Source organism: Agrobacterium tumefaciens (assembly GCF_009649785.1).
Taxonomy (GTDB): domain Bacteria; phylum Pseudomonadota; class Alphaproteobacteria; order Rhizobiales; family Rhizobiaceae; genus Agrobacterium; species Agrobacterium tumefaciens.
In genome coordinates, this window is sequence record NZ_WJOK01000037.1 from 19,417 (window position 1) to 37,614 (window position 18,198).

The 18,198-nt window shown below is 58.6% G+C and carries 13 protein-coding genes; 8 read left to right on the forward strand and 5 right to left on the reverse strand.

Annotated elements, in window-relative coordinates:
* Nucleotides 1-92: 92 nt before the first annotated feature.
* The 3 genes from GH784_RS25540 to GH784_RS25550 form a co-directional block, all read right to left on the reverse strand.
* On the reverse strand, nt 93-530 hold the full coding sequence (locus GH784_RS25540) for a hypothetical protein (RefSeq protein WP_065702978.1): 438 nt from the start codon (nt 528-530) through the stop codon (nt 93-95).
* Between the two features lie 9 nt (nt 531-539).
* Nucleotides 540-884 carry a DUF883 family protein gene (locus GH784_RS25545; RefSeq protein WP_004432077.1) on the reverse strand — a complete coding sequence of 115 codons (345 nt, stop codon included), beginning with the start codon at nt 882-884 and terminating at the stop codon, nt 540-542.
* Between the two features lie 67 nt (nt 885-951).
* Nucleotides 952-1,185 (reverse strand): hypothetical protein, encoded by a 234-nt coding sequence (locus tag GH784_RS25550; RefSeq protein ID WP_004432079.1) that lies wholly within the window; start codon nt 1,183-1,185, stop codon nt 952-954.
* On the opposite strand from GH784_RS25550, the gene nspC reads away from it, so the two are divergent.
* Both nspC and GH784_RS25560 read left to right on the forward strand, forming a co-directional pair.
* Nucleotides 1,184-2,281, forward strand: coding sequence for a carboxynorspermidine decarboxylase (nspC, locus tag GH784_RS25555; RefSeq protein ID WP_065702980.1), 1,098 nt, complete (start codon nt 1,184-1,186; stop codon nt 2,279-2,281). The two genes, GH784_RS25550 and nspC, sit on opposite strands and share 2 nt — an antisense overlap.
* A 59-nt stretch (nt 2,282-2,340) precedes the next feature.
* Complete coding sequence (locus GH784_RS25560; RefSeq protein WP_013762136.1) at nt 2,341-3,579, forward strand: saccharopine dehydrogenase family protein; 1,239 nt, start codon at nt 2,341-2,343, stop codon at nt 3,577-3,579.
* Between the two features lie 122 nt (nt 3,580-3,701).
* Here the strand turns inward: GH784_RS25560 and GH784_RS25565 are convergent, their stop codons facing one another.
* The gene (locus tag GH784_RS25565; RefSeq protein WP_004432087.1) at nt 3,702-5,549 is read right to left on the reverse strand and encodes a DEAD/DEAH box helicase; all 1,848 of its coding nucleotides are present in this window, start codon (nt 5,547-5,549) and stop codon (nt 3,702-3,704) included.
* 391 nt (nt 5,550-5,940) lie between these two features.
* On the opposite strand from GH784_RS25565, the gene GH784_RS25575 reads away from it, so the two are divergent.
* The 6 genes from GH784_RS25575 (at nt 5,941) to clpB (ending at nt 15,837) form a co-directional block, all read left to right on the forward strand.
* On the forward strand, nt 5,941-7,218 hold the full coding sequence (locus tag GH784_RS25575) for an aspartate kinase (RefSeq protein ID WP_004432098.1): 1,278 nt from the start codon (nt 5,941-5,943) through the stop codon (nt 7,216-7,218).
* A gap of 176 nt (nt 7,219-7,394) precedes the next feature.
* Nucleotides 7,395-9,662 carry a phosphoenolpyruvate--protein phosphotransferase gene (gene ptsP / locus GH784_RS25580; protein WP_004432101.1) on the forward strand — a complete coding sequence of 756 codons (2,268 nt, stop codon included), beginning with the start codon at nt 7,395-7,397 and terminating at the stop codon, nt 9,660-9,662.
* Nucleotides 9,663-9,690: 28 nt separating this feature from the next.
* Nucleotides 9,691-10,773 carry a peptide chain release factor 1 gene (gene prfA / locus GH784_RS25585; RefSeq protein WP_065702982.1) on the forward strand — a complete coding sequence of 361 codons (1,083 nt, stop codon included), beginning with the start codon at nt 9,691-9,693 and terminating at the stop codon, nt 10,771-10,773.
* Entirely contained in the window at nt 10,770-11,639 is an 870-nt protein-coding gene (gene prmC / locus GH784_RS25590) for a peptide chain release factor N(5)-glutamine methyltransferase (protein WP_065702983.1), read from the forward strand. Before prfA ends, prmC begins: the two co-directional genes overlap by 4 nt.
* A gap of 395 nt (nt 11,640-12,034) precedes the next feature.
* Nucleotides 12,035-12,841 carry a DUF4167 domain-containing protein gene (locus GH784_RS25595; RefSeq protein WP_065702984.1) on the forward strand — a complete coding sequence of 269 codons (807 nt, stop codon included), beginning with the start codon at nt 12,035-12,037 and terminating at the stop codon, nt 12,839-12,841.
* A gap of 371 nt (nt 12,842-13,212) precedes the next feature.
* Nucleotides 13,213-15,837: an ATP-dependent chaperone ClpB gene (gene clpB / locus GH784_RS25600; protein WP_065702986.1), complete on the forward strand. Its 2,625-nt coding sequence runs from the start codon at nt 13,213-13,215 to the stop codon at nt 15,835-15,837.
* Between the two features lie 68 nt (nt 15,838-15,905).
* Here the strand turns inward: clpB and GH784_RS25605 are convergent, their stop codons facing one another.
* Nucleotides 15,906-17,852 carry a M23 family metallopeptidase gene (locus tag GH784_RS25605; protein WP_013762143.1) on the reverse strand — a complete coding sequence of 649 codons (1,947 nt, stop codon included), beginning with the start codon at nt 17,850-17,852 and terminating at the stop codon, nt 15,906-15,908.
* Nucleotides 17,853-18,198 lie beyond the last annotated feature (346 nt).

Genomic DNA, 18,198 nt, shown 5'->3' on the forward strand with positions numbered 1-18,198 from the left:
GGTAGCATAAAAAAAACTGCGCATCCATGGTCCGGATGCGCAGCAGCGAATGAGAGTTTGACGAAGAGCCTTAAACGCGCCTGAAGGCGTGCCTATTTCTTTTTCCTGGTGTTGGCTCTGGTTGCCAGAAAGCCGGCAGCCATGGCAACGGCGAGCGTCGCGTAGGGGCGCGCCTGGATCGCCAGCGTCAGGAGCGATTGCAGCGCCAGAGGTGCTGCGGTCAAGGGAGCCGCCGTCAAGGATGCGACGGGTCGTCTTGCAACATAGGCTCTAGGACGTTTGACGATCGCAAGCGCCACCAGCATGATGACACCAAGCAGAAACGCCGTACCGGCTACGACAAGCGCGGCCGGCCCTGCGCCGACATGCCGGGCAAGATAGATGGAACCCGCCACGACAGCAGCTACGAAGGCGATCAGGAAGAATATCCCGGTCAGCACCCAAAGGATTATCGTGGCGCGCAGGCGCCGTGTCACGACGCGTCCTTCACGCTGGGTGTCTCCCAGATAGACCAGCAATGCCTCAAGCATGATGCGGCCTTATCGACGTGTGAGGAGGGCGAGCACGAAACCGACACCAACGGCGATGCCGAGGGACTGCAGCGGGTTCTTCTGGACCTGATCCGTCAGATTGTCGTTCAGCGAGGAAATTTCGTTGCGAACGCTGTCGGCCATCTCGCCGGAAGCGGTCAGTGCGTCGTCGGCCACGCGGGCGGCCTGCGCCTTCAGTTCATGCGAGGCTCCAACGCCCAGCGCCTTAACGCTCTTGGCAAGATTTGCCAGATCTTCGCGAAGTTGGGCAAGCTGTGCTGCCACATCGGCTGCATCGCCGTTTTCGAGGGATTGCTGGATCTTGTCGTTGACGCTGCTACGCACGCTTGCCATGGGTGAAGTCCTTCCTGGAACATCGTTGATGGAAATGGCGTCAGGTCAAAAAGACTGCCGCCGCGGATCAATGCCGACGCTTACGAACTTTCGTTGCGGCAGCCGTAAACCCGATTGTCCGCCATTCAAACGCGCCGATGCCTGCTTGGTTCCGCGGCTTGGCGAGTTTTCTCCCGCGGATTTTGCGGCGGGGGCAATTTTCCGGGAATTCGGTGCCGGACATTTGTTTTCCTGTAACAAGCATCATATAAGGCCCATCATCCAGACGGACCTTGACTTCAATCAATATGTGAAACGCCATGCTTCAGACGCCCTATTACCTCATCGACAAGACAAAACTTCTTCGCAACATGGAGAAGATTGCCTATGTGCGGGAAAAATCCGGCGCTAAGGCGCTTCTGGCGCTGAAGTGCTTTGCAACATGGTCCGTTTTCGATTTCATGTCGCAATATATGGACGGCACCACCTCGTCGTCGCTTTATGAAGTGCGTCTGGGCCGCGAGAAATTCAGTGGCGAAACCCACGCCTATTCCGTCGCTTATGCCGACTACGAAATCGACGAGGTGATTTCGAACGCGGACAAGATCATCTTCAATTCCATCAGCCAGCTTGAGCGCTTTGCAGAAAAGGCCTCCGGTATCACCCGGGGTCTGCGCCTCAATCCGCGGGTCAGCTCTTCGAGCTTCGATCTTGCCGATCCCGCACGTCCCTTCAGCCGTCTCGGCGAATGGGATGTCGCCAAGGTCGACAAGGTCATGGACCGGATTTCCGGCTTCATGATCCACAACAATTGCGAAAACGGCGATTTTTCGTTGTTCGACCGCATGTTGACGCAGATCGAAGAGAAATTCGGATCGCTCCTGTCGCGTGCGGAGTGGGTCAGCCTCGGCGGCGGCATCCATTTTACCGGCGACAACTATCCGCTCGACCAGTTCTGCGATCGCCTGGCGGCTTTTTCGGAAAAATACGGCGTTCAGGTCTATCTTGAGCCCGGCGAAGCGTCGATCACCAAGAGCACGACGCTTGAAGTGACGGTTCTCGACACGCTGTTCAATGGCAAGAACCTCGCCATCGTCGACAGCTCCATCGAAGCGCATATGCTTGACCTCTTGATCTACCGCGAAACCGCCAAGGTTTTGCCGAACGAGGGCGAACATCCCTACATGGTCTGCGGCAAATCCTGCCTTGCGGGCGATATTTTCGGCGACTTCCGGTTCGACAAGGAGCTGAAGGTCGGTGATCGTATCTCCTTTGAAGATGCGGCCGGCTACACCATGGTCAAGAAGAACTGGTTCAATGGCGTGAAGATGCCGGCGATTGCCATCAAGGAACTCGACGGCAGCGTGCGTGCCGTTCGCGAATTCGACTTTGCCGATTTCGAGCAAAGCCTGTCTTAAACCCTGTTTTAACATGAAACGAAGCTGATCCCTGCGGGGAAAAGGAGGCATCACCTGAAATGAAGAAGAACGTTCTGATCATCGGCGCCGGTGGCGTAGCACAGGTCGTGGCGCATAAATGCGCCCAGAACAGCGATGTATTGGGAGACATTCATATTGCGTCACGGACTTTGGAAAAGTGCCGCAAGATTGTCGAGTCCGTACGCGAAAAGAAGAGCCTCAAGACAGATGTGAAACTTGAGGCCCATGCGCTTGACGCGATGGATATCGAGGCGACGAAAGCCTTGATTACGAAAACCGGCGTAGAGATCGTCATCAACGTCGGTTCGGCTTTCGTCAACATGTCCGTTCTTCGTGCCTGCATGGACACGGGTGTTGCTTATATGGATACGGCGATCCACGAGGATCCCACCAAGATTTGCGAGGCGCCGCCGTGGTACGGAAACTACGAGTGGAAGCGCGCTGCCGAATGCAAGGAAAAGGGCGTAACGGCACTGCTCGGCGTCGGTTTCGATCCCGGCGTGGTCAATGCCTATGCCCGCCTTGCCAAGGATGAATATTTCGACAAGGTCACTTCGGTCGATATCGTCGATATCAATGCCGGCAGCCATGGCCGCTGGTTCTCCACCAACTTCGATCCGGAAATCAACTTCCGCGAATTCACCGGTGTCGTCTATTCCTGGCAGAATGGTCAGTGGCAGACGAACCAGATGTTCGAGGTCGGCCAGGAATTCGATCTGCCGGTTGTCGGCAAGCAGAAGGCCTATATGACCGGCCATGACGAAGTGCATTCGCTATCCAAAAACATGGATGGCGCCGATGTGCGCTTCTGGATGGGCTTCGGCGATCACTACATCAACGTCTTTACCGTGCTGAAGAACCTCGGTCTTCTCTCCGAAAAGCCGGTCAAGACTGCCGAAGGTCTGGAAGTCGTGCCGTTGAAGGTGGTCAAGGCCGTATTGCCGGATCCGTCTTCGCTTGCACCCGACTATGTCGGCAAGACCTGCATCGGCGATGTCGTCAAGGGCATCAAGGATGGCAAGGAACGCGAAGTCTTCATCTACAACGTGGCCGACCACAAGGAAGCCTACGAAGAAGTTGGATCGCAGGGCATTTCCTACACCGCCGGCGTTCCTCCGGTCGCTGCCGCCATGCTGATTGCCACCGGCGAGTGGGATGTGAAGCAGATGGCCAATGTGGAAGAACTGCCACCGCAGCCTTTCCTGAACCTTCTGAACAAGATCGGTCTTCCAAGCCGTATCAAGGACGAAAACGGCGACCGCGCCCTGACGTTCTGATCCATCAAGACAATAAAAAGCCCCGCAAAAGTGGGGCTTTTTTTGTGATGAAGTTTGCCGGTTACTTGGCATCATCCTCGGCCTTAAGCCGAGGATCCAACGGCACGGTAATGACCCGCGCCTCAGCCCTTTGCCGGCTTCGGTCCGCGCTTTTCGAAAGGCCGGTCCTTCTTGCCTTCGAATTTGGGCTTGTCGCCGAAGGTCTTTTTCTTTTTCCAGGGCTTGTCGTCGCCCTTGCGGTCGTCGGCTGCGCCGCCAGCATTATTGGGTTTGTTGAACTTCCGCTGGGCCGTGGCCGGGCGGGTGTCCTCACGAACACTGCCGGTCATTTCCGGCTTGCCTTCCAGCGCCTTCAGACGAATGCCCTTTTCAAGCATCATGTCCTTGCCGATGGCGGAGGTGAAACGATCGACGGCATCGGCCGCGAGTTCCACAAAGGTCTCCGTCTGCTGCATGCGGATGGCGCCGATATCCTGACGGGTGATCTTGCCGAAGCGGCAGAGCATGGGGATGAGCCAGCGGGGTTCGGCGCTCTGCTTGCGGCCCACCGAAAGCGAAAACCAAGCGCTGTCGGAAAAGTCGGAACGTTCACGGCGCGGCGCGTCGTTTTCAGGGGTTTCGAAGCTGTCGCGGCGCGGTTTGCGGGTATTGTCCAGCGCGACTTCGGTGATGTCTTCCGGGGCGGAACGTCCGGCGTGATAAAGGCGCACGAAGGCGGCTGCTACTTTTTCCGCGCCATGCTGCTCGAGCAGCTGCTTGACGAAATCACGCTCGTCATCGGCCACGGCCTCGGTGAGAGCCGGATCGGCCAGGAGACGGGCACCGTCGCGTTCAACGATCTCTTCGACCGAAGGCGGGCGAACCCATGCTGCGCTGACCTTGGCACCTTCCAGAAGGCGTTCGGCCTTGCGGCGCTGGTTGACAGGCACCACGATGGCGCTGACGCCCTTCTGCCCGGCGCGGCCGGTACGGCCGGAGCGGTGGAGAAGCGTTTCCGAATTGGTCGGCAGGTCGGCGTGGATAACCAGTTCGAGACCAGGCAGGTCGATGCCGCGTGCAGCAACGTCAGTCGCCACGCAAACCCGGGCGCGACCGTCACGCATTGCCTGAAGCGCATGCGTGCGTTCGTTCTGGGTCAGTTCGCCTGAAAGCGCCACGACGGAAAAGCCGCGATTGTTCAGACGGGCCGTCAGATGGTTCACGGCCGCACGGGTGGAGCAGAAAACGATGGCGTTGCGGGCTTCGTAAAAGCGCAGCGCATTGATGATGGCGTTTTCGCGGTCGGAGCCAGTCACCAGCAAGGCGCGGTATTCGATGTCCACATGCTGCTTCTGTTCTGAAGCGGTGGCGATGCGAACGGCGTTCTTCTGGTAGCTTTCGGCAAGCTTGGCGATGCTGCGCGGAACGGTGGCCGAGAACATCAGCGTGCGGCGGTTATCCGGCGATTCTTCCAGAATGAATTCCAGATCTTCGCGGAAGCCGAGATCGAGCATCTCATCGGCCTCGTCCAGTACCACGGCGCGTAGCGACGACAGATCGAGCGCGCCGCGCTTGATGTGGTCGCAGAGGCGGCCGGGGGTGCCGACGATAATATGCGCGCCTCGCTCCAGTGCGCGTCGTTCGCTGCGGATATCCATCCCGCCAACACAGGACGCAATCGATACGCCGGCGAATTCATAAAGCCATTCCAGCTCGCGCTTGACCTGCATGGCCAGTTCGCGGGTTGGCGCAATGGCGAGTGCCAGCGGCGCGGAAGCCTGGCCGAAACGGGTGTTTTCCGACAGTAGCGTGGTCGCGAGCGCAATGCCGAAGGCAACTGTCTTGCCGGAGCCGGTCTGCGCGGAAACCAGCGCGTCCTTGTCGGCGAGTTCCGGCGAAAGCATGGCCTTCTGCACGGGGGTCAAATCTTTGTAGCCGCGTTTTTCCAACGCCTGCGCGATCGCCGGGGCGATACCCTGGGTGTCTGTCATCTACCGTCTTTCGGATATGAAGCTGCCTGCATCCGCCCGAAACCAATAGGTCCTAAAGTCTCCGGGGCAGCCGATGCAGGCCATTACGGCCATCTGGCCGGTTGCATTGCCGCGCTCCATACTGCGAATAGGCCCGTTTGTACAGTGCACTGCGGTACGCTCTTTCACAGCGCCGCATGCGGTCGCCTATTCCATCCCGACATCTTCTTTCGTCGGGACTATAAAAAAAGGCGTACCGCATGGTTCATAAACGGCATTGCGTGCCCCCCGCCTTTTCGCTAAGAGACCCGCAACTTGAGGCTCTTTATCAAAAAAAAGAGCCGACTGGGTTTGTTCTTGTCCGCACCTGAAAAACGGCTGGCGGAAAAAAGGGATGGTACTGGTCAAGGCTATGGCTCGCATTGTCATGAAATTCGGCGGCACGTCCGTCGCGAACCTCGAACGCATTCACAATGTCGCACGGCATGTGAAACGCGAAGTGGATGCCGGCCATGAAGTGGCCGTGGTCGTTTCCGCCATGTCCGGTAAAACCAACGAGTTGGTGGACTGGGTGCAGAATGCTGCGAAGGTGGCCGGCGCCAACGCCGCCTCCTTTTACGATGCACGCGAATATGACGCGGTCGTTGCATCCGGCGAGCAGGTGACATCGGGTCTTCTGGCGATCACGCTGCAATCCATGGGCATCAATGCGCGCTCATGGCAGGGCTGGCAGATTCCGATCCGCACAGACAACGCACATGGTGCCGCCCGCATTCTCGAGATTGACGGTTCGGATATCGTTCACCGCATGGGCGAGGGCCAGGTTGCCGTTGTTGCCGGTTTCCAGGGCATCGGCCCGGATAACCGCATTGCGACGCTCGGTCGTGGCGGTTCGGACACATCAGCCGTTGCCATCGCCGCCGCCGTCAAGGCGGACCGTTGCGATATCTATACCGATGTCGATGGCGTCTATACCACCGATCCGCGCATCGAGCCCAAGGCTCGCCGCATGAAGAAGATCGCTTTCGAGGAAATGCTCGAAATGGCGTCTCTCGGTGCGAAGGTTCTGCAGGTTCGCTCCGTCGAGCTTGCCATGGTACACAAGGTGCGCACCTTCGTTCGCTCCAGTTTCGAGGATCCCGATGCGCCGGGCATGGGCGACCTCATCAACCCGCCCGGTACTTTGATTTGTGACGAGGAAGAAATCGTGGAACAGGAAGTCGTAACCGGCATCGCCTATGCCAAGGATGAAGCACAGATCTCGCTGCGCCGCGTGGCCGACCGTCCGGGCGTCTCCGCCGCGATCTTCGGGCCACTGGCCGAAGCGCATATCAATGTCGACATGATCGTGCAGAACATCTCCGAAGATGGGTCGCGCACCGACATGACCTTCACCGTTCCTTCAGGCGACGTTGCCAAGGCTCTGCGCGTTCTGGACGAGAACAAGGCCCAGATCGGCTTCGACGTTGCGCAGAACGAGACCGGCCTTGCCAAGGTTTCGGTCATCGGTATCGGCATGCGCAGCCATGCTGGCGTTGCTGCCAGCGCCTTCAAGGCGCTTGCCGAGAAAAACATCAACATCAAGGCCATCACCACCTCCGAGATCAAGATTTCGATCCTGATCGACGGTGCCTATGCCGAACTGGCCGTTCGCACTTTGCATTCTGCTTACGGTCTCGATAAGAACTAAGCTCGAGACATCGGTTCCCGATGCTCCGATTCTTCGGGGTTGCGTTCTTCCGATGTGGCGTTTCATGAAAGCGTGTCCCTTGCGGGACGCGCTTCTCGCGCTATAAATTTTTTAAATGACGTTTTGATTCTCGAATATTATGACATTCGGATCGGAAGCGTCGGGGAGCAAACGCGATGAGAGACCTTTCTGCAGGTCCGCGCGTCCTGCTAAAGCGGCTGCGCGAAATGATGGCGGAGCACCTTGAGCCGCAGGACCGTCTGGACCAGATCGTCCGTCAGATAGCCAGCAACATGGTGGCGGAGGTTTGCTCGGTCTACGTGCTGCGTTCCGACAGCGTGCTGGAGCTTTACGCTACCGAAGGTCTCAACAAGGATGCCGTGCATCTTGCCCAGCTGAAAATGGGGCAGGGTCTTGTCGGTACCATTGCCGCTTCCGCCCAACCTCTCAATCTTTCCGATGCGCAGGCGCATCCGGCTTTCCGCTATCTTCCTGAAACCGGTGAGGAAATTTATCATTCCTTCCTCGGCGTGCCGATTTTGCGCTCCGGTCGCACTCTTGGCGTTCTTGTGGTCCAGAACAAGGTCAGCCGAACATACCGGGAGGATGAAGTTGAAGCCCTCGAGACAACCGCGATGCTCATCGCTGAAATAGTGGCGAGCGGTGAATTGAAAAAAATCACCCGCCCCGGTGTGGAGCTGGACCTGACGCGTGCCGTTTCCATTGATGGCGATGCTTATGGCGAAGGCATCGGTCTTGGTCATGTCGTGCTGCACGACCCCCGAATCGTTGTCACCAATCTGCTGAATGAGGATGCCGATACCGAAATCCTGCGTCTTGCCGACGCCATCGGTTCGCTGCGCCTGTCGATCGACGACATGTTGCAGCGCCGCGACGTCCCGACCGAAGGCGAGCATCGCGAGGTTCTTGAGACCTACCGCATGTTCGCCCACGATCAGGGCTGGGTGCGGCGCATGGAAGAAGCTATCCGCAACGGCCTGACGGCGGAAGCTGCGGTCGAGAAAGTGCAGAGCGACACAAAGGCGCGCATGATGCGCCTGACCGATCCCTATCTTCGCGAGCGCATGCATGATTTCGACGATCTCGCCAACCGGCTGCTGCGCCAGTTGATCGGTTTCGGCGGTCGAAGCCCCGAGCATGATTTTCCGCTGGACGCCATCGTTCTGGCGCGCGCCATGGGTGCCGCCGAATTGCTGGATTACCCGCGTGAGAAATTGCGCGGCCTGGTGCTCGAAGACGGTGCGGTGACGAGCCACGTCGTCATCGTGGCGCGCGCCATGGGCATTCCGATCATCGGGCAGGCGACAGGCATCGTCGCCCTCGCTGAAAATAACGATCCCATCATCATCGACGGCGATGACGGCCAGGTGCATTTGCGCCCGATGTCGGATTTGCAGCGCGCCTATGAGGAGAAGGTGCGCCTGCGTGCCAAGCGCCAGGAGCAGTTCCGGGCGCTTCGCAATGTCGAGCCGATCACCAAGGATGGCCAGAAGGTCAACCTCAAGATGAATGCGGGTCTTCTCGTAGACCTGCCGCAGCTCGAGGAATCCGGCGCCGATGGCATCGGCCTGTTCCGCACCGAGCTGCAGTTCATGATCGCCTCCAACATGCCCAAGGGCGAGGAGCAGGAAGCGTTCTATAGGTCCGTCTTGCGGCAGGCCAAGGGCAAGAGCGTTACCTTCCGCACGCTGGATATTGGCGGCGACAAGGTCGTTTCCTATATGCGCGGCCAGGAAGAGGAAAACCCGGCGCTCGGCTGGCGGGCGATCCGCCTGTCGCTCGACCGCCCGGGTCTGATGCGCACACAGATGCGCGCGCTTCTGCGTGCTGCCTCAGGTGCTGAACTACGCATGATGTTGCCGATGGTGACGGAGGTTTCCGAAATCCGCGCGGCGCGCGATCTGCTTCAGAAGGAAGTGCAGCATCTTTCGAAATTCAGCCATGCGCTTCCGAAAAAGCTGCAATTTGGTGCGATGCTGGAAGTACCTTCGCTGATGTGGCAGCTCGATGAGCTGATGCAGGAAGTGGATTTCGTCTCCGTCGGTTCGAACGACCTGTTCCAGTTTTCGATGGCGGTCGATCGCGGCAATGCAAGGGTTTCGGATCGTTTCGACAATCTTGGTAAGCCGTTCCTGCGCATTCTGCGCGATATCGTGCGCGCTGGCGAAAAGCACCACACCTCGGTCACGCTTTGCGGCGAAATGGCAAGCAAGCCACTTTCGGCCATGGCTTTGATCGGCCTTGGTTTCCGTTCGGTTTCCATGTCGCCGACGGCGATTGGTCCCGTCAAGGCCATGCTTCTCGGGCTTGATGCCGCGAGCCTTGCCGATGAGCTGAACGCTGCGCTCGACGATCATAATTCGCTGGAAAGCGCGCGCGAGGTGTTGTTACGCTTTGCCGCGACGCATTCCATTCCCATTTAAAAGACCTGTTTCATAATCGGAGTGACTGGTGGCGAAGCTTCCCGTCGAAAAAATGCGCGAGTTGGAAAGGCGTTTCGGAGAGATCGAAGCGCGGATGTCGGCTGGTCCGGCAGCGGATGTCTATGTGAAGCTGGCTTCGGAATATTCCGAACTTGAGCCGGTGGTGAAAAAAGTCCGTGAATACGAAAAGGCGGTCTCCGAGGCCGCCGATCTGCAGGCGCTGCTTGCCGACAAGACGACCGACAAGGACATGCGCGATCTGGCGGAAATGGAGCTGCCGGAGGTCGAGGCCCGAATTGGCCAGCTTGAGAAGGAAATGCAGGTCCTGCTGCTTCCCAAGGATGCGGCGGACGAAAAAAGCGCCATCCTCGAAATCCGCGCCGGCACGGGCGGATCCGAAGCGGCACTTTTCGCCGGCGATCTGTTTCGCATGTATGAGCGCTTCGCTTCAGCCAAGGGCTGGAAAGTTGAAGTTCTTTCCGCAAGCGAAGGCGAGGCGGGCGGTTACAAGGAAATCATCGCCACGATCAGCGGGCGAGGGGTGTTTTCCAAGCTGAAATTCGAATCCGGCGTGCACCGGGTGCAGCGCGTGCCGGAAACAGAAGCGAGCGGCCGCATCCACACCTCGGCAGCCACTGTTGCCGTGCTGCCGGAGGCGGAGGATATCGATGTCGAAATTCGCCCGGAAGATATCCGTATCGACACGATGCGGGCTTCGGGTGCAGGTGGCCAGCACGTCAATACCACTGACTCCGCCGTTCGCATCACCCATCTTCCGACGGGTTTGATCGTTACCAGTTCTGAAAAGTCGCAGCACCAGAACCGCGCCAAGGCCATGCAGGTTCTGCGCTCGCGTCTTTACGACATCGAGCGACAGAAGGTGGAAAGCGAGCGTTCAGCCGACCGCAAGAGCCAGGTCGGTTCCGGCGACCGTTCCGAGCGCATCCGCACTTACAATTTTCCGCAGGGGCGGGTCACTGATCACCGCATCAACCTGACCCTCTACAAGCTCGACCGGATGATCGAAGGCGAGATCGACGAGCTTGTCGACGCGCTGATTGCTGATTATCAGGCCGGTCAGCTTGCCCAGCTCGGCGAACAACAGCTTTGAGTGGCGGCGCTGACGGGACCGTTTCGACCGAGCTTGCCGCAGCCCGCAAACGGCTGCAGGCGGCGGGCATCGCCGATCCGCTGCTTGATGCGCGCCTGCTGGTCGCCGACGTTACCGGTTTTTCACTGACCGATTTCGTGATGAAACCGGACCATCCCGTCACTCGGGAAGAAAGCGCCCGCATTGCCGCCATGGTCGAAAGGCGCGCAGGCGGAGAGCCAGTCCATCGTATTCTCGGCTACCGCGAATTTCACGGGCTCGATCTTCTTTTATCGACGGAGACGCTCGAACCCCGCCCGGATACGGAAGTTCTGGTCGATACGCTGTTGCCTGCGTTGAAAAAAAATGTTGCCGACAAGGGCAGTGCGCGCATTCTGGATCTGGGTACGGGCACGGGTGCGATCTGTCTGGCGCTTCTCAAGGAATGTCCGGAAGCAACTGGCGTCGGCAGCGATATCTCCGCCGATGCGCTGGAAACCGCAGCGAAAAACGCTGCCCGAAATGGTCTCGCCTCGCGTTTTGAAACCATGCGTAGCGACTGGTTCAAAAAAATCTCTGGCAGGTTTGACATAATTGTGTCGAATCCGCCTTATATAAAAAGTGACATCGTCACAACGCTAGACCGAGAGGTTCGCCATCACGATCCGATGGCGGCGCTGGACGGAGGTCAGGACGGCCTTGCACCGTACCGCCTCATCGCTGCCGACGCAGGCCGCTTTCTTGTGGAAAACGGGATTGTCGGTGTGGAGATCGGTTTCGATCAAAGGCTTGATGTTTCCGCTATATTTGCTTCCCACGGCTTCTCTCTTCTCGACGCTGTGAAGGATTATGGCGGCAACGACAGAGTTTTGACCTTCCGGAGATAGTTGTTCGCGATACGTCTGCGGATTATTTGCAAGGATATTTTGCACAGCAAAAGAAAAGGCTTGGATTTCCGCATGAAGCGGGATAGTTTGCCGCCACATGCCGGGTGGCTGAGGACGAATTTAGATTCGTCAGGGTATGGGTCAGTCCCGAAGCGGGTTCTTTTGAGAACCCTGAAGGCTGGGCGTTTCCGGCATGTGAATCAGTAAACTTTGTTCGCAGGTGGCTCGTTGCAGCATTTTGCGCGACCGGTCGTCATACGCGGGGTCTTGTCTGGGGTTATCTTCAGCAGGGCGCGTAATGGAGCAATTTCAGGAAAAGTTTCCAGCGGTTTTCCGCCCGGAATTGCATGAAAATAACCAGATTGTCAGCAAAACAGAATTCAGGTGAGCAATTGATGAGGCCAGGACAGCAAAACAAGCGCGGCCGGGGGCGTGGAAGCAACAACAACAATAACAATGGTGGCGGTAACAACAACAACTTCAACCGCAAGGGCGGTAACCCGCTTACCAGGACTTATGACAGCTCCGGTCCCGATGTTAAAATTCGTGGCACAGCCCAGCACATAGCGGAAAAATACGCCACCCTTGCGCGGGACGCGCAGAGTGCTGGCGACCGCGTGATCGCTGAAAACTATCTGCAGCACGCTGAACACTACAATCGTATCATCGCCACCGCTCAGGCCCAGATGCAGGAGCGTTTCCAGCGCGACGACCGTGGCGAATACAATGCTTCGGATGCCGACGATATGGATATGAACGACGGTGACGATGGTGCACCGCAGCAGCAGTTCGAACAGCCGGAACGGGTTCAGCAGCCGGAGCGCCAGGAACGGCAGGAGCGTGCCGAGCGTTCCGAGCCGCGTCAGGAACGCCGTGAGCGCCCGGACCGCCGCGAACGGCAGGAGCGCCAGCCGCGCCAGCCGCAGGCTTCGGACGAACGGCAGCAGCCGGTATACGACGCCAGCCAGGCGCCTCAGCCCGTCATCGAAGGCACGCCTATGGAAGTGGCCGTCGAGGAACAGCAGCAGCAGACGGAAGCGCCAGCGACTGAACGCGCACCAAAGGCCCGCCGCGCCACTGGCCCACGCCCGCGTCGCCCGCGCCGCGCCGCAACCGCGGAAGGTGCTGAGGGTGCCGAAGGCGGAGATACGCCAGCCGGTGATGAGGCAACACCTGCCACGCTCGAAAACGCTGCTGAATAAGCAGGGTTTTCAAAATACCACGCGATTGAAAAAACTCCGGCTTGCCGGAGTTTTTTTGTTTTTGGGGTCGGGTGTAAAAGCTTGGGCGCTTTTCGAAGGGGGCAATCGCGGCAAACAGTCGTGACGCTTATCAAGTCCGGCTAAAATTTCCCCGGCAGTCGTTTTCCTCCCCTTTAAACCGATGAAAATGCCTCCCATATTCGTGCGGTAAGGACGGATGCCGCATGCAGCGGTAACCGCCCATCAAGAGGCGGCAATCGTGAAATCTGTAAAACGCGACTGCCGTAGCGGGGCTTGCCTTTGAGGGAGCCTCAACCCAAACACCCGGATCCGTGCCGAAAGCGGGCGGGCCGGTATATGGAGGTTCGACTATGAATATTGAAAAATACTCCGAGCGCGTTCGCGGTTTTCTGCAATCGGCGCAGACGTTTGCGCTTGCGGAAAATCACCAGCAGTTTTCTGCCGAACATGTGCTGAAAGTTCTGCTTGATGACGAGCAGGGCATGGCGGCATCGCTGATCGAGCGGGCTGGCGGCGACTCCAAGGAAGTGCGTCTGGCCAACGATGCGGCACTGGCGAAATTGCCCAAGGTTTCCGGCGGCAATGGCGGCCTTTCCCTCACGGCTCCACTTGCGAAAGTGTTCTCGACTGCGGAAGAACTCGCGAAGAAGGCTGGTGACAGTTTCGTCACCGTCGAGCGTCTTTTGCAGGCGCTGGCGATCGAAAACTCTGCTTCCACCTCGGCGTCCCTGAAAAAGGGCGGCGTGACGGCGCAGGCGCTCAATCAGGTCATCAATGAAATCCGCAAGGGCCGCACGGCTGACAGCGCCAATGCCGAACAGGGCTTCGACGCGCTGAAGAAGTTCGCGCGCGACCTGACGGAGGAAGCCCGCGAAGGCAGGCTCGACCCGGTGATTGGCCGTGATGACGAAATCCGCCGGACAATTCAGGTGCTTTCACGCCGCACCAAGAACAATCCCGTGCTGATCGGTGAACCCGGCGTCGGTAAAACGGCGATTGCCGAAGGTCTTGCGCTGCGCATCGTCAATGGCGATGTGCCCGAAAGCCTTAAAGACAAGAAGCTTATGGCGCTGGATATGGGTGCGCTGATCGCTGGCGCGAAGTATCGCGGCGAGTTCGAGGAGCGTCTGAAGGCGGTACTGAACGAAGTGCAGGCGGAAAATGGCGGCATTATCCTGTTCATCGACGAGATGCACACGCTGGTCGGTGCCGGCAAGGCCGATGGCGCCATGGATGCGTCCAATCTGCTGAAGCCCGCTCTTGCCCGAGGTGAACTGCACTGCGTTGGCGCCACCACGCTGGATGAATATCGCAAGCACGTGGAAAAGGATCCGGCCCTTGCCCGTCGTTTCCAGCCGGTTCTCGTAGATGAGCCGACCGTTGAGGACACGATCTCGATCCTTCGCGGCCTGAAGGAAAAATACGAACAGCACCACAAGGTCCGCATTTCGGATTCGGCCCTGGTTGCAGCTGCAACGCTTTCCAACCGTTACATTACCGACCGGTTCCTGCCCGACAAGGCAATCGACCTGATGGACGAAGCCGCTTCGCGCCTTCGCATGCAGGTGGATTCCAAGCCGGAAGAACTGGACGAACTGGATCGCCGGATCATTCAGCTCAAGATCGAACGCGAAGCCTTGAAGCAGGAGACGGATCAGTCATCCGTCGACCGCCTGAAGAAGCTCGAGGACGAACTGGCCGACACCGAAGAAAAGGCCGATGCCCTGACGGCCCGCTGGCAGGCGGAAAAGCAGAAGCTGGGCCATGCCGCAGACCTCAAGAAGCGGCTGGACGATGCCCGCAACGAACTGGCAAGTGCCCAGCGTAACGGCCAGTTCCAGCGCGCCGGTGAATTGACCTATGGCATCATTCCTGGCCTCGAAAAGGAACTGGCTGCAGCGGAGGCGCGTGACAGCACCGGTGCTGGCTCGATGGTTCAGGAAGTGGTGACGGCGGACAACATCGCCCACATCGTTTCCCGCTGGACCGGCATTCCTGTCGACAAGATGCTGGAAGGCCAGCGCGAGAAGCTGCTGCGCATGGAAGACGATCTTGCCAAGTCCGTGGTCGGGCAGGGCGAGGCCGTTCAGGCCGTTTCCAAGGCGGTTCGCCGTTCGCGCGCCGGTCTTCAGGATCCGAACCGGCCGATCGGCTCGTTCATCTTCCTCGGCCCGACGGGCGTGGGCAAGACCGAGCTGACCAAGTCGCTCGCCCGGTTCCTGTTCGACGACGAGACCGCGATGGTTCGCCTCGACATGTCGGAATTCATGGAGAAACACTCCGTTGCCCGGCTTATCGGTGCGCCTCCCGGCTATGTCGGTTACGAAGAGGGCGGTGCGTTAACGGAAGCGGTTCGCCGCCGGCCCTATCAGGTCGTGCTGTTTGACGAGATCGAGAAAGCGCATCCGGACGTGTTCAACGTCCTGTTGCAGGTGCTGGATGATGGCCGCCTGACGGATGGTCAGGGCCGCACCGTCGATTTCAAGAACACCATCATCATCATGACTTCGAACCTCGGTTCGGAATTCATGACGCAGATGGGCGACAATGACGATGTGGATTCGGTTCGCGACCTGGTGATGGAACGGGTCCGGTCGCATTTCCGGCCGGAATTCCTCAACCGTATCGACGATATCATTCTCTTCCATCGCCTGCGGCGCGACGAGATGGGTGCGATCGTGGAGATCCAGCTCAAGCGCCTCGTCTCGCTTCTGGGTGATCGCAAGATCACGCTCGAACTGGATGAGGATGCCCGCAACTGGCTTGCCAATAAGGGTTACGATCCGGCCTATGGCGCACGTCCGCTGAAGCGGGTGATCCAGAAGACGGTTCAGGACAGGCTTGCCGAAATGATCCTCGGCGGCGAGATCCCGGACGGGTCGCGGGTCAAGGTGACCTCTGGCACCGACCGGCTGCTTTTCAAGGTCAAGCCCCCAAAGGGTGAGGCCGAGACTGAAACCGCTGATGCGGCATAAAACGAAAGGGCTCCGGTAACGGAGCCCTTTTTCGTATAGCGGTCCCTCTGGTCACGAGGCCCGGCGGACTAACGGCTCGCCACCTGATTGGGTTTTTCTTCGATGTTGAGTAGATTGTCGATCCGCTTTCTCTCGTCGGAGAACCGCGCGAGCGCTACGCCGGAAAGCGATTTGCCGCCAGGCAGACGCACTTTCATCGCGTCCACTTTCGTGCCGTTAACGATCAGCTCGTAATGCAGATGCGCGCCGGTCGAAAGGCCGGTCGAACCGACATAACCGATTACCTGGCCCTGCCGGACCTTTGAACCCTCGGTGACACCCTTGGCGATGGCGCTCTGGTGGTTATAGGAGGAGACGTAGCCATTGGCGTGGCGGATCAGGGTCTGGTTGCCGTAACCGGAGGCCCAGCCGGCCTTTTCGACAGTGCCGTTGCCTGTCGCGATTATCGGCGTGCCGCGGGCTGCCGCCCAGTCGGTGCCGGTATGCATGCGGCTGAATTTCAAAACCGGATGGCGGCGCATGCCGAAACCTGATGTCATACGACCGTTCGGAACCGGGTTGCGCAACAGGAACTGCCGGATGCTCTTACCGTTCTCGTCGAAATAGTCGATGCTGTTATCGTCCGGGTTCTGGAACCGGTAAAACCGCGTCTCGTTATCGCCGAACTTGGCGTTGACGTAGAGCAGTTCGGACTTGTCCGTCGCCTTGCCATCCGCATCTTCCACGGAGAAGAAGGCCTCCAGCGTATCTGCCGGTTTCAACTGCGCCTGAAAATCGACGCTGCTGGCCAAAAGCTTGATGAGCTGGGAGACCATGCCCTGATTCATGCCATAGGCCAGAGCCGCCCGGTAAACGCCATCGTAGACGCTGGGCAGATCGCGGCCGGCGGCCGGTGCCGGGGTGCTGTCAAAGGCCGTCGCCACCGCGTCGAGCTTCGGCGGTTCGCTGGCCTTGATGAAATTCTTGCGATCGTCTACGGCCATGGTGACCATGTGGCGACCCTTGCGGTAAAGGCTTACGCGTACGATGTCGCTTTTGTCGTCTTCCTGAATAATGCCGACGCGGAGCACATCGCCGCTTTCGACATTGTTCGACTGGAGTTGCGGTGACAACAGGCCAGCGATTTCGGAGGATTGCGCCTTCGAATAACCCGCGCCGAATAAAGCGGCTTCGATGGTTTCGGTCTGGCGGGCAGGGATAACGTCGTCGGCATATTCCTTGACCGGAACCGAGGGCGATTGAGGGGTCGAAACCGACATATTCTGTTCGACGACACGGGCGGCAAGACCGGCGGTGATATCGACATCACCCTCATCATTATCGAAACGACGGGGGTCGATGTAATAGAGCGCTGCAAGCTGCTCGTTACCATCTGTCAGGATCGAGCCGTTCGAGCGCACTGCCTCCTCCACCTCGTCGAAGCTCAGGGAGCCGGCGAAGGGATACTTGGAGTGCTGGATAGGAAAGGCGACCGTTTTCAGGCTGACTTCGGATTCGACCTCGGAGCCGTAGATTGTGCCCGTGCGGCTCGGCGCCGGCGCCGGGGCGTCCTTGTCGTCACCGCTTGCGAAAATGTTCAGGGGATCGAAGGCGGGATAATCGTCCTGTTTGGCGTAGTTGGACGCCAGCGGAATTTTGACGTGGGAGAAGGGAACCTTGCGGACCACTTCCTTGTCGCCCTCGTTGATAACGGTGGAGACTTCCATGATCGACCGGTCCGAGGGCCGGGCCGCAATATTGGGCGCAACGAGGCGTGTGCCGCGGCGTGCCGCTTCCGCGGTATTGTTGCCCATATCCGCCTTGGCGAAGGCCTCGGCCGGAATAGCAAGCTGCTGGCGGCCATCGAGAGCTGCAAACAGCGCAACACCCATCAATATGGAAGAGGTAATGCCGGTAAGGAACGTGCCGGAAAGCCATCTGAGCGAAATCTCACGGCGATCGGGTGCACGGCGCCCTTCCGCCAGAATTGGCGGTTCCGTGCCTAGCGACCGGATCACGTTGCGATCCGCAGTCATACTAGCTGTGCCCCGTGGGTCATGCGCTCTCCAGAAACTTCAGGCGAAGGTGTGCAACTTTCAAAGCCGTGAGTCAAATTGATCGGCACCCTCAATAGATCTGCCGGCAACAGGCTCGCGCGCGTGCCCGCATTAACGTTTTGTTGGCAAAGCAATTAGCGAGGAGTCGGGCCAAAACAAGGCGCAGCACCATTCATATGGGTTCAGGCTGCATTCCCTTGCTGAAAATCGGTCCGTTGGTGGAGGCCAATGGGAGGCATAATCTCGAAAAATCAAAACTCTCCTTTAAAATCAATGCTTTGAATGTTTTTTTTAGAATTTGTATTTTGGTGTGTTGACTTGTTTG

Bases quoted from the DNA above. Each gene is read 5' to 3' on its own strand.
- GH784_RS25575 (WP_004432098.1), top strand. From the start codon at position 5,941: ATGGCTCGCATTGTCATGAAATTCGGCGGCACGTCCGTCGCGAACCTC.
- clpB (WP_065702986.1), top strand. From the start codon at position 13,213: ATGAATATTGAAAAATACTCCGAGCGCGTTCGCGGTTTTCTGCAATCG.
- GH784_RS25540 (WP_065702978.1), bottom strand. From the start codon at position 530: ATGCTTGAGGCATTGCTGGTCTATCTGGGAGACACCCAGCGTGAAGGA.
- GH784_RS25560 (WP_013762136.1), top strand. From the start codon at position 2,341: ATGAAGAAGAACGTTCTGATCATCGGCGCCGGTGGCGTAGCACAGGTC.
- GH784_RS25605 (WP_013762143.1), bottom strand. From the start codon at position 17,852: ATGACTGCGGATCGCAACGTGATCCGGTCGCTAGGCACGGAACCGCCA.
- GH784_RS25565 (WP_004432087.1), bottom strand. From the start codon at position 5,549: ATGACAGACACCCAGGGTATCGCCCCGGCGATCGCGCAGGCGTTGGAA.
- nspC (WP_065702980.1), top strand. From the start codon at position 1,184: ATGCTTCAGACGCCCTATTACCTCATCGACAAGACAAAACTTCTTCGC.
- ptsP (WP_004432101.1), top strand. From the start codon at position 7,395: ATGAGAGACCTTTCTGCAGGTCCGCGCGTCCTGCTAAAGCGGCTGCGC.
- GH784_RS25545 (WP_004432077.1), bottom strand. From the start codon at position 884: ATGGCAAGCGTGCGTAGCAGCGTCAACGACAAGATCCAGCAATCCCTC.
- GH784_RS25550 (WP_004432079.1), bottom strand. From the start codon at position 1,185: ATGGCGTTTCACATATTGATTGAAGTCAAGGTCCGTCTGGATGATGGG.
- GH784_RS25595 (WP_065702984.1), top strand. From the start codon at position 12,035: ATGAGGCCAGGACAGCAAAACAAGCGCGGCCGGGGGCGTGGAAGCAAC.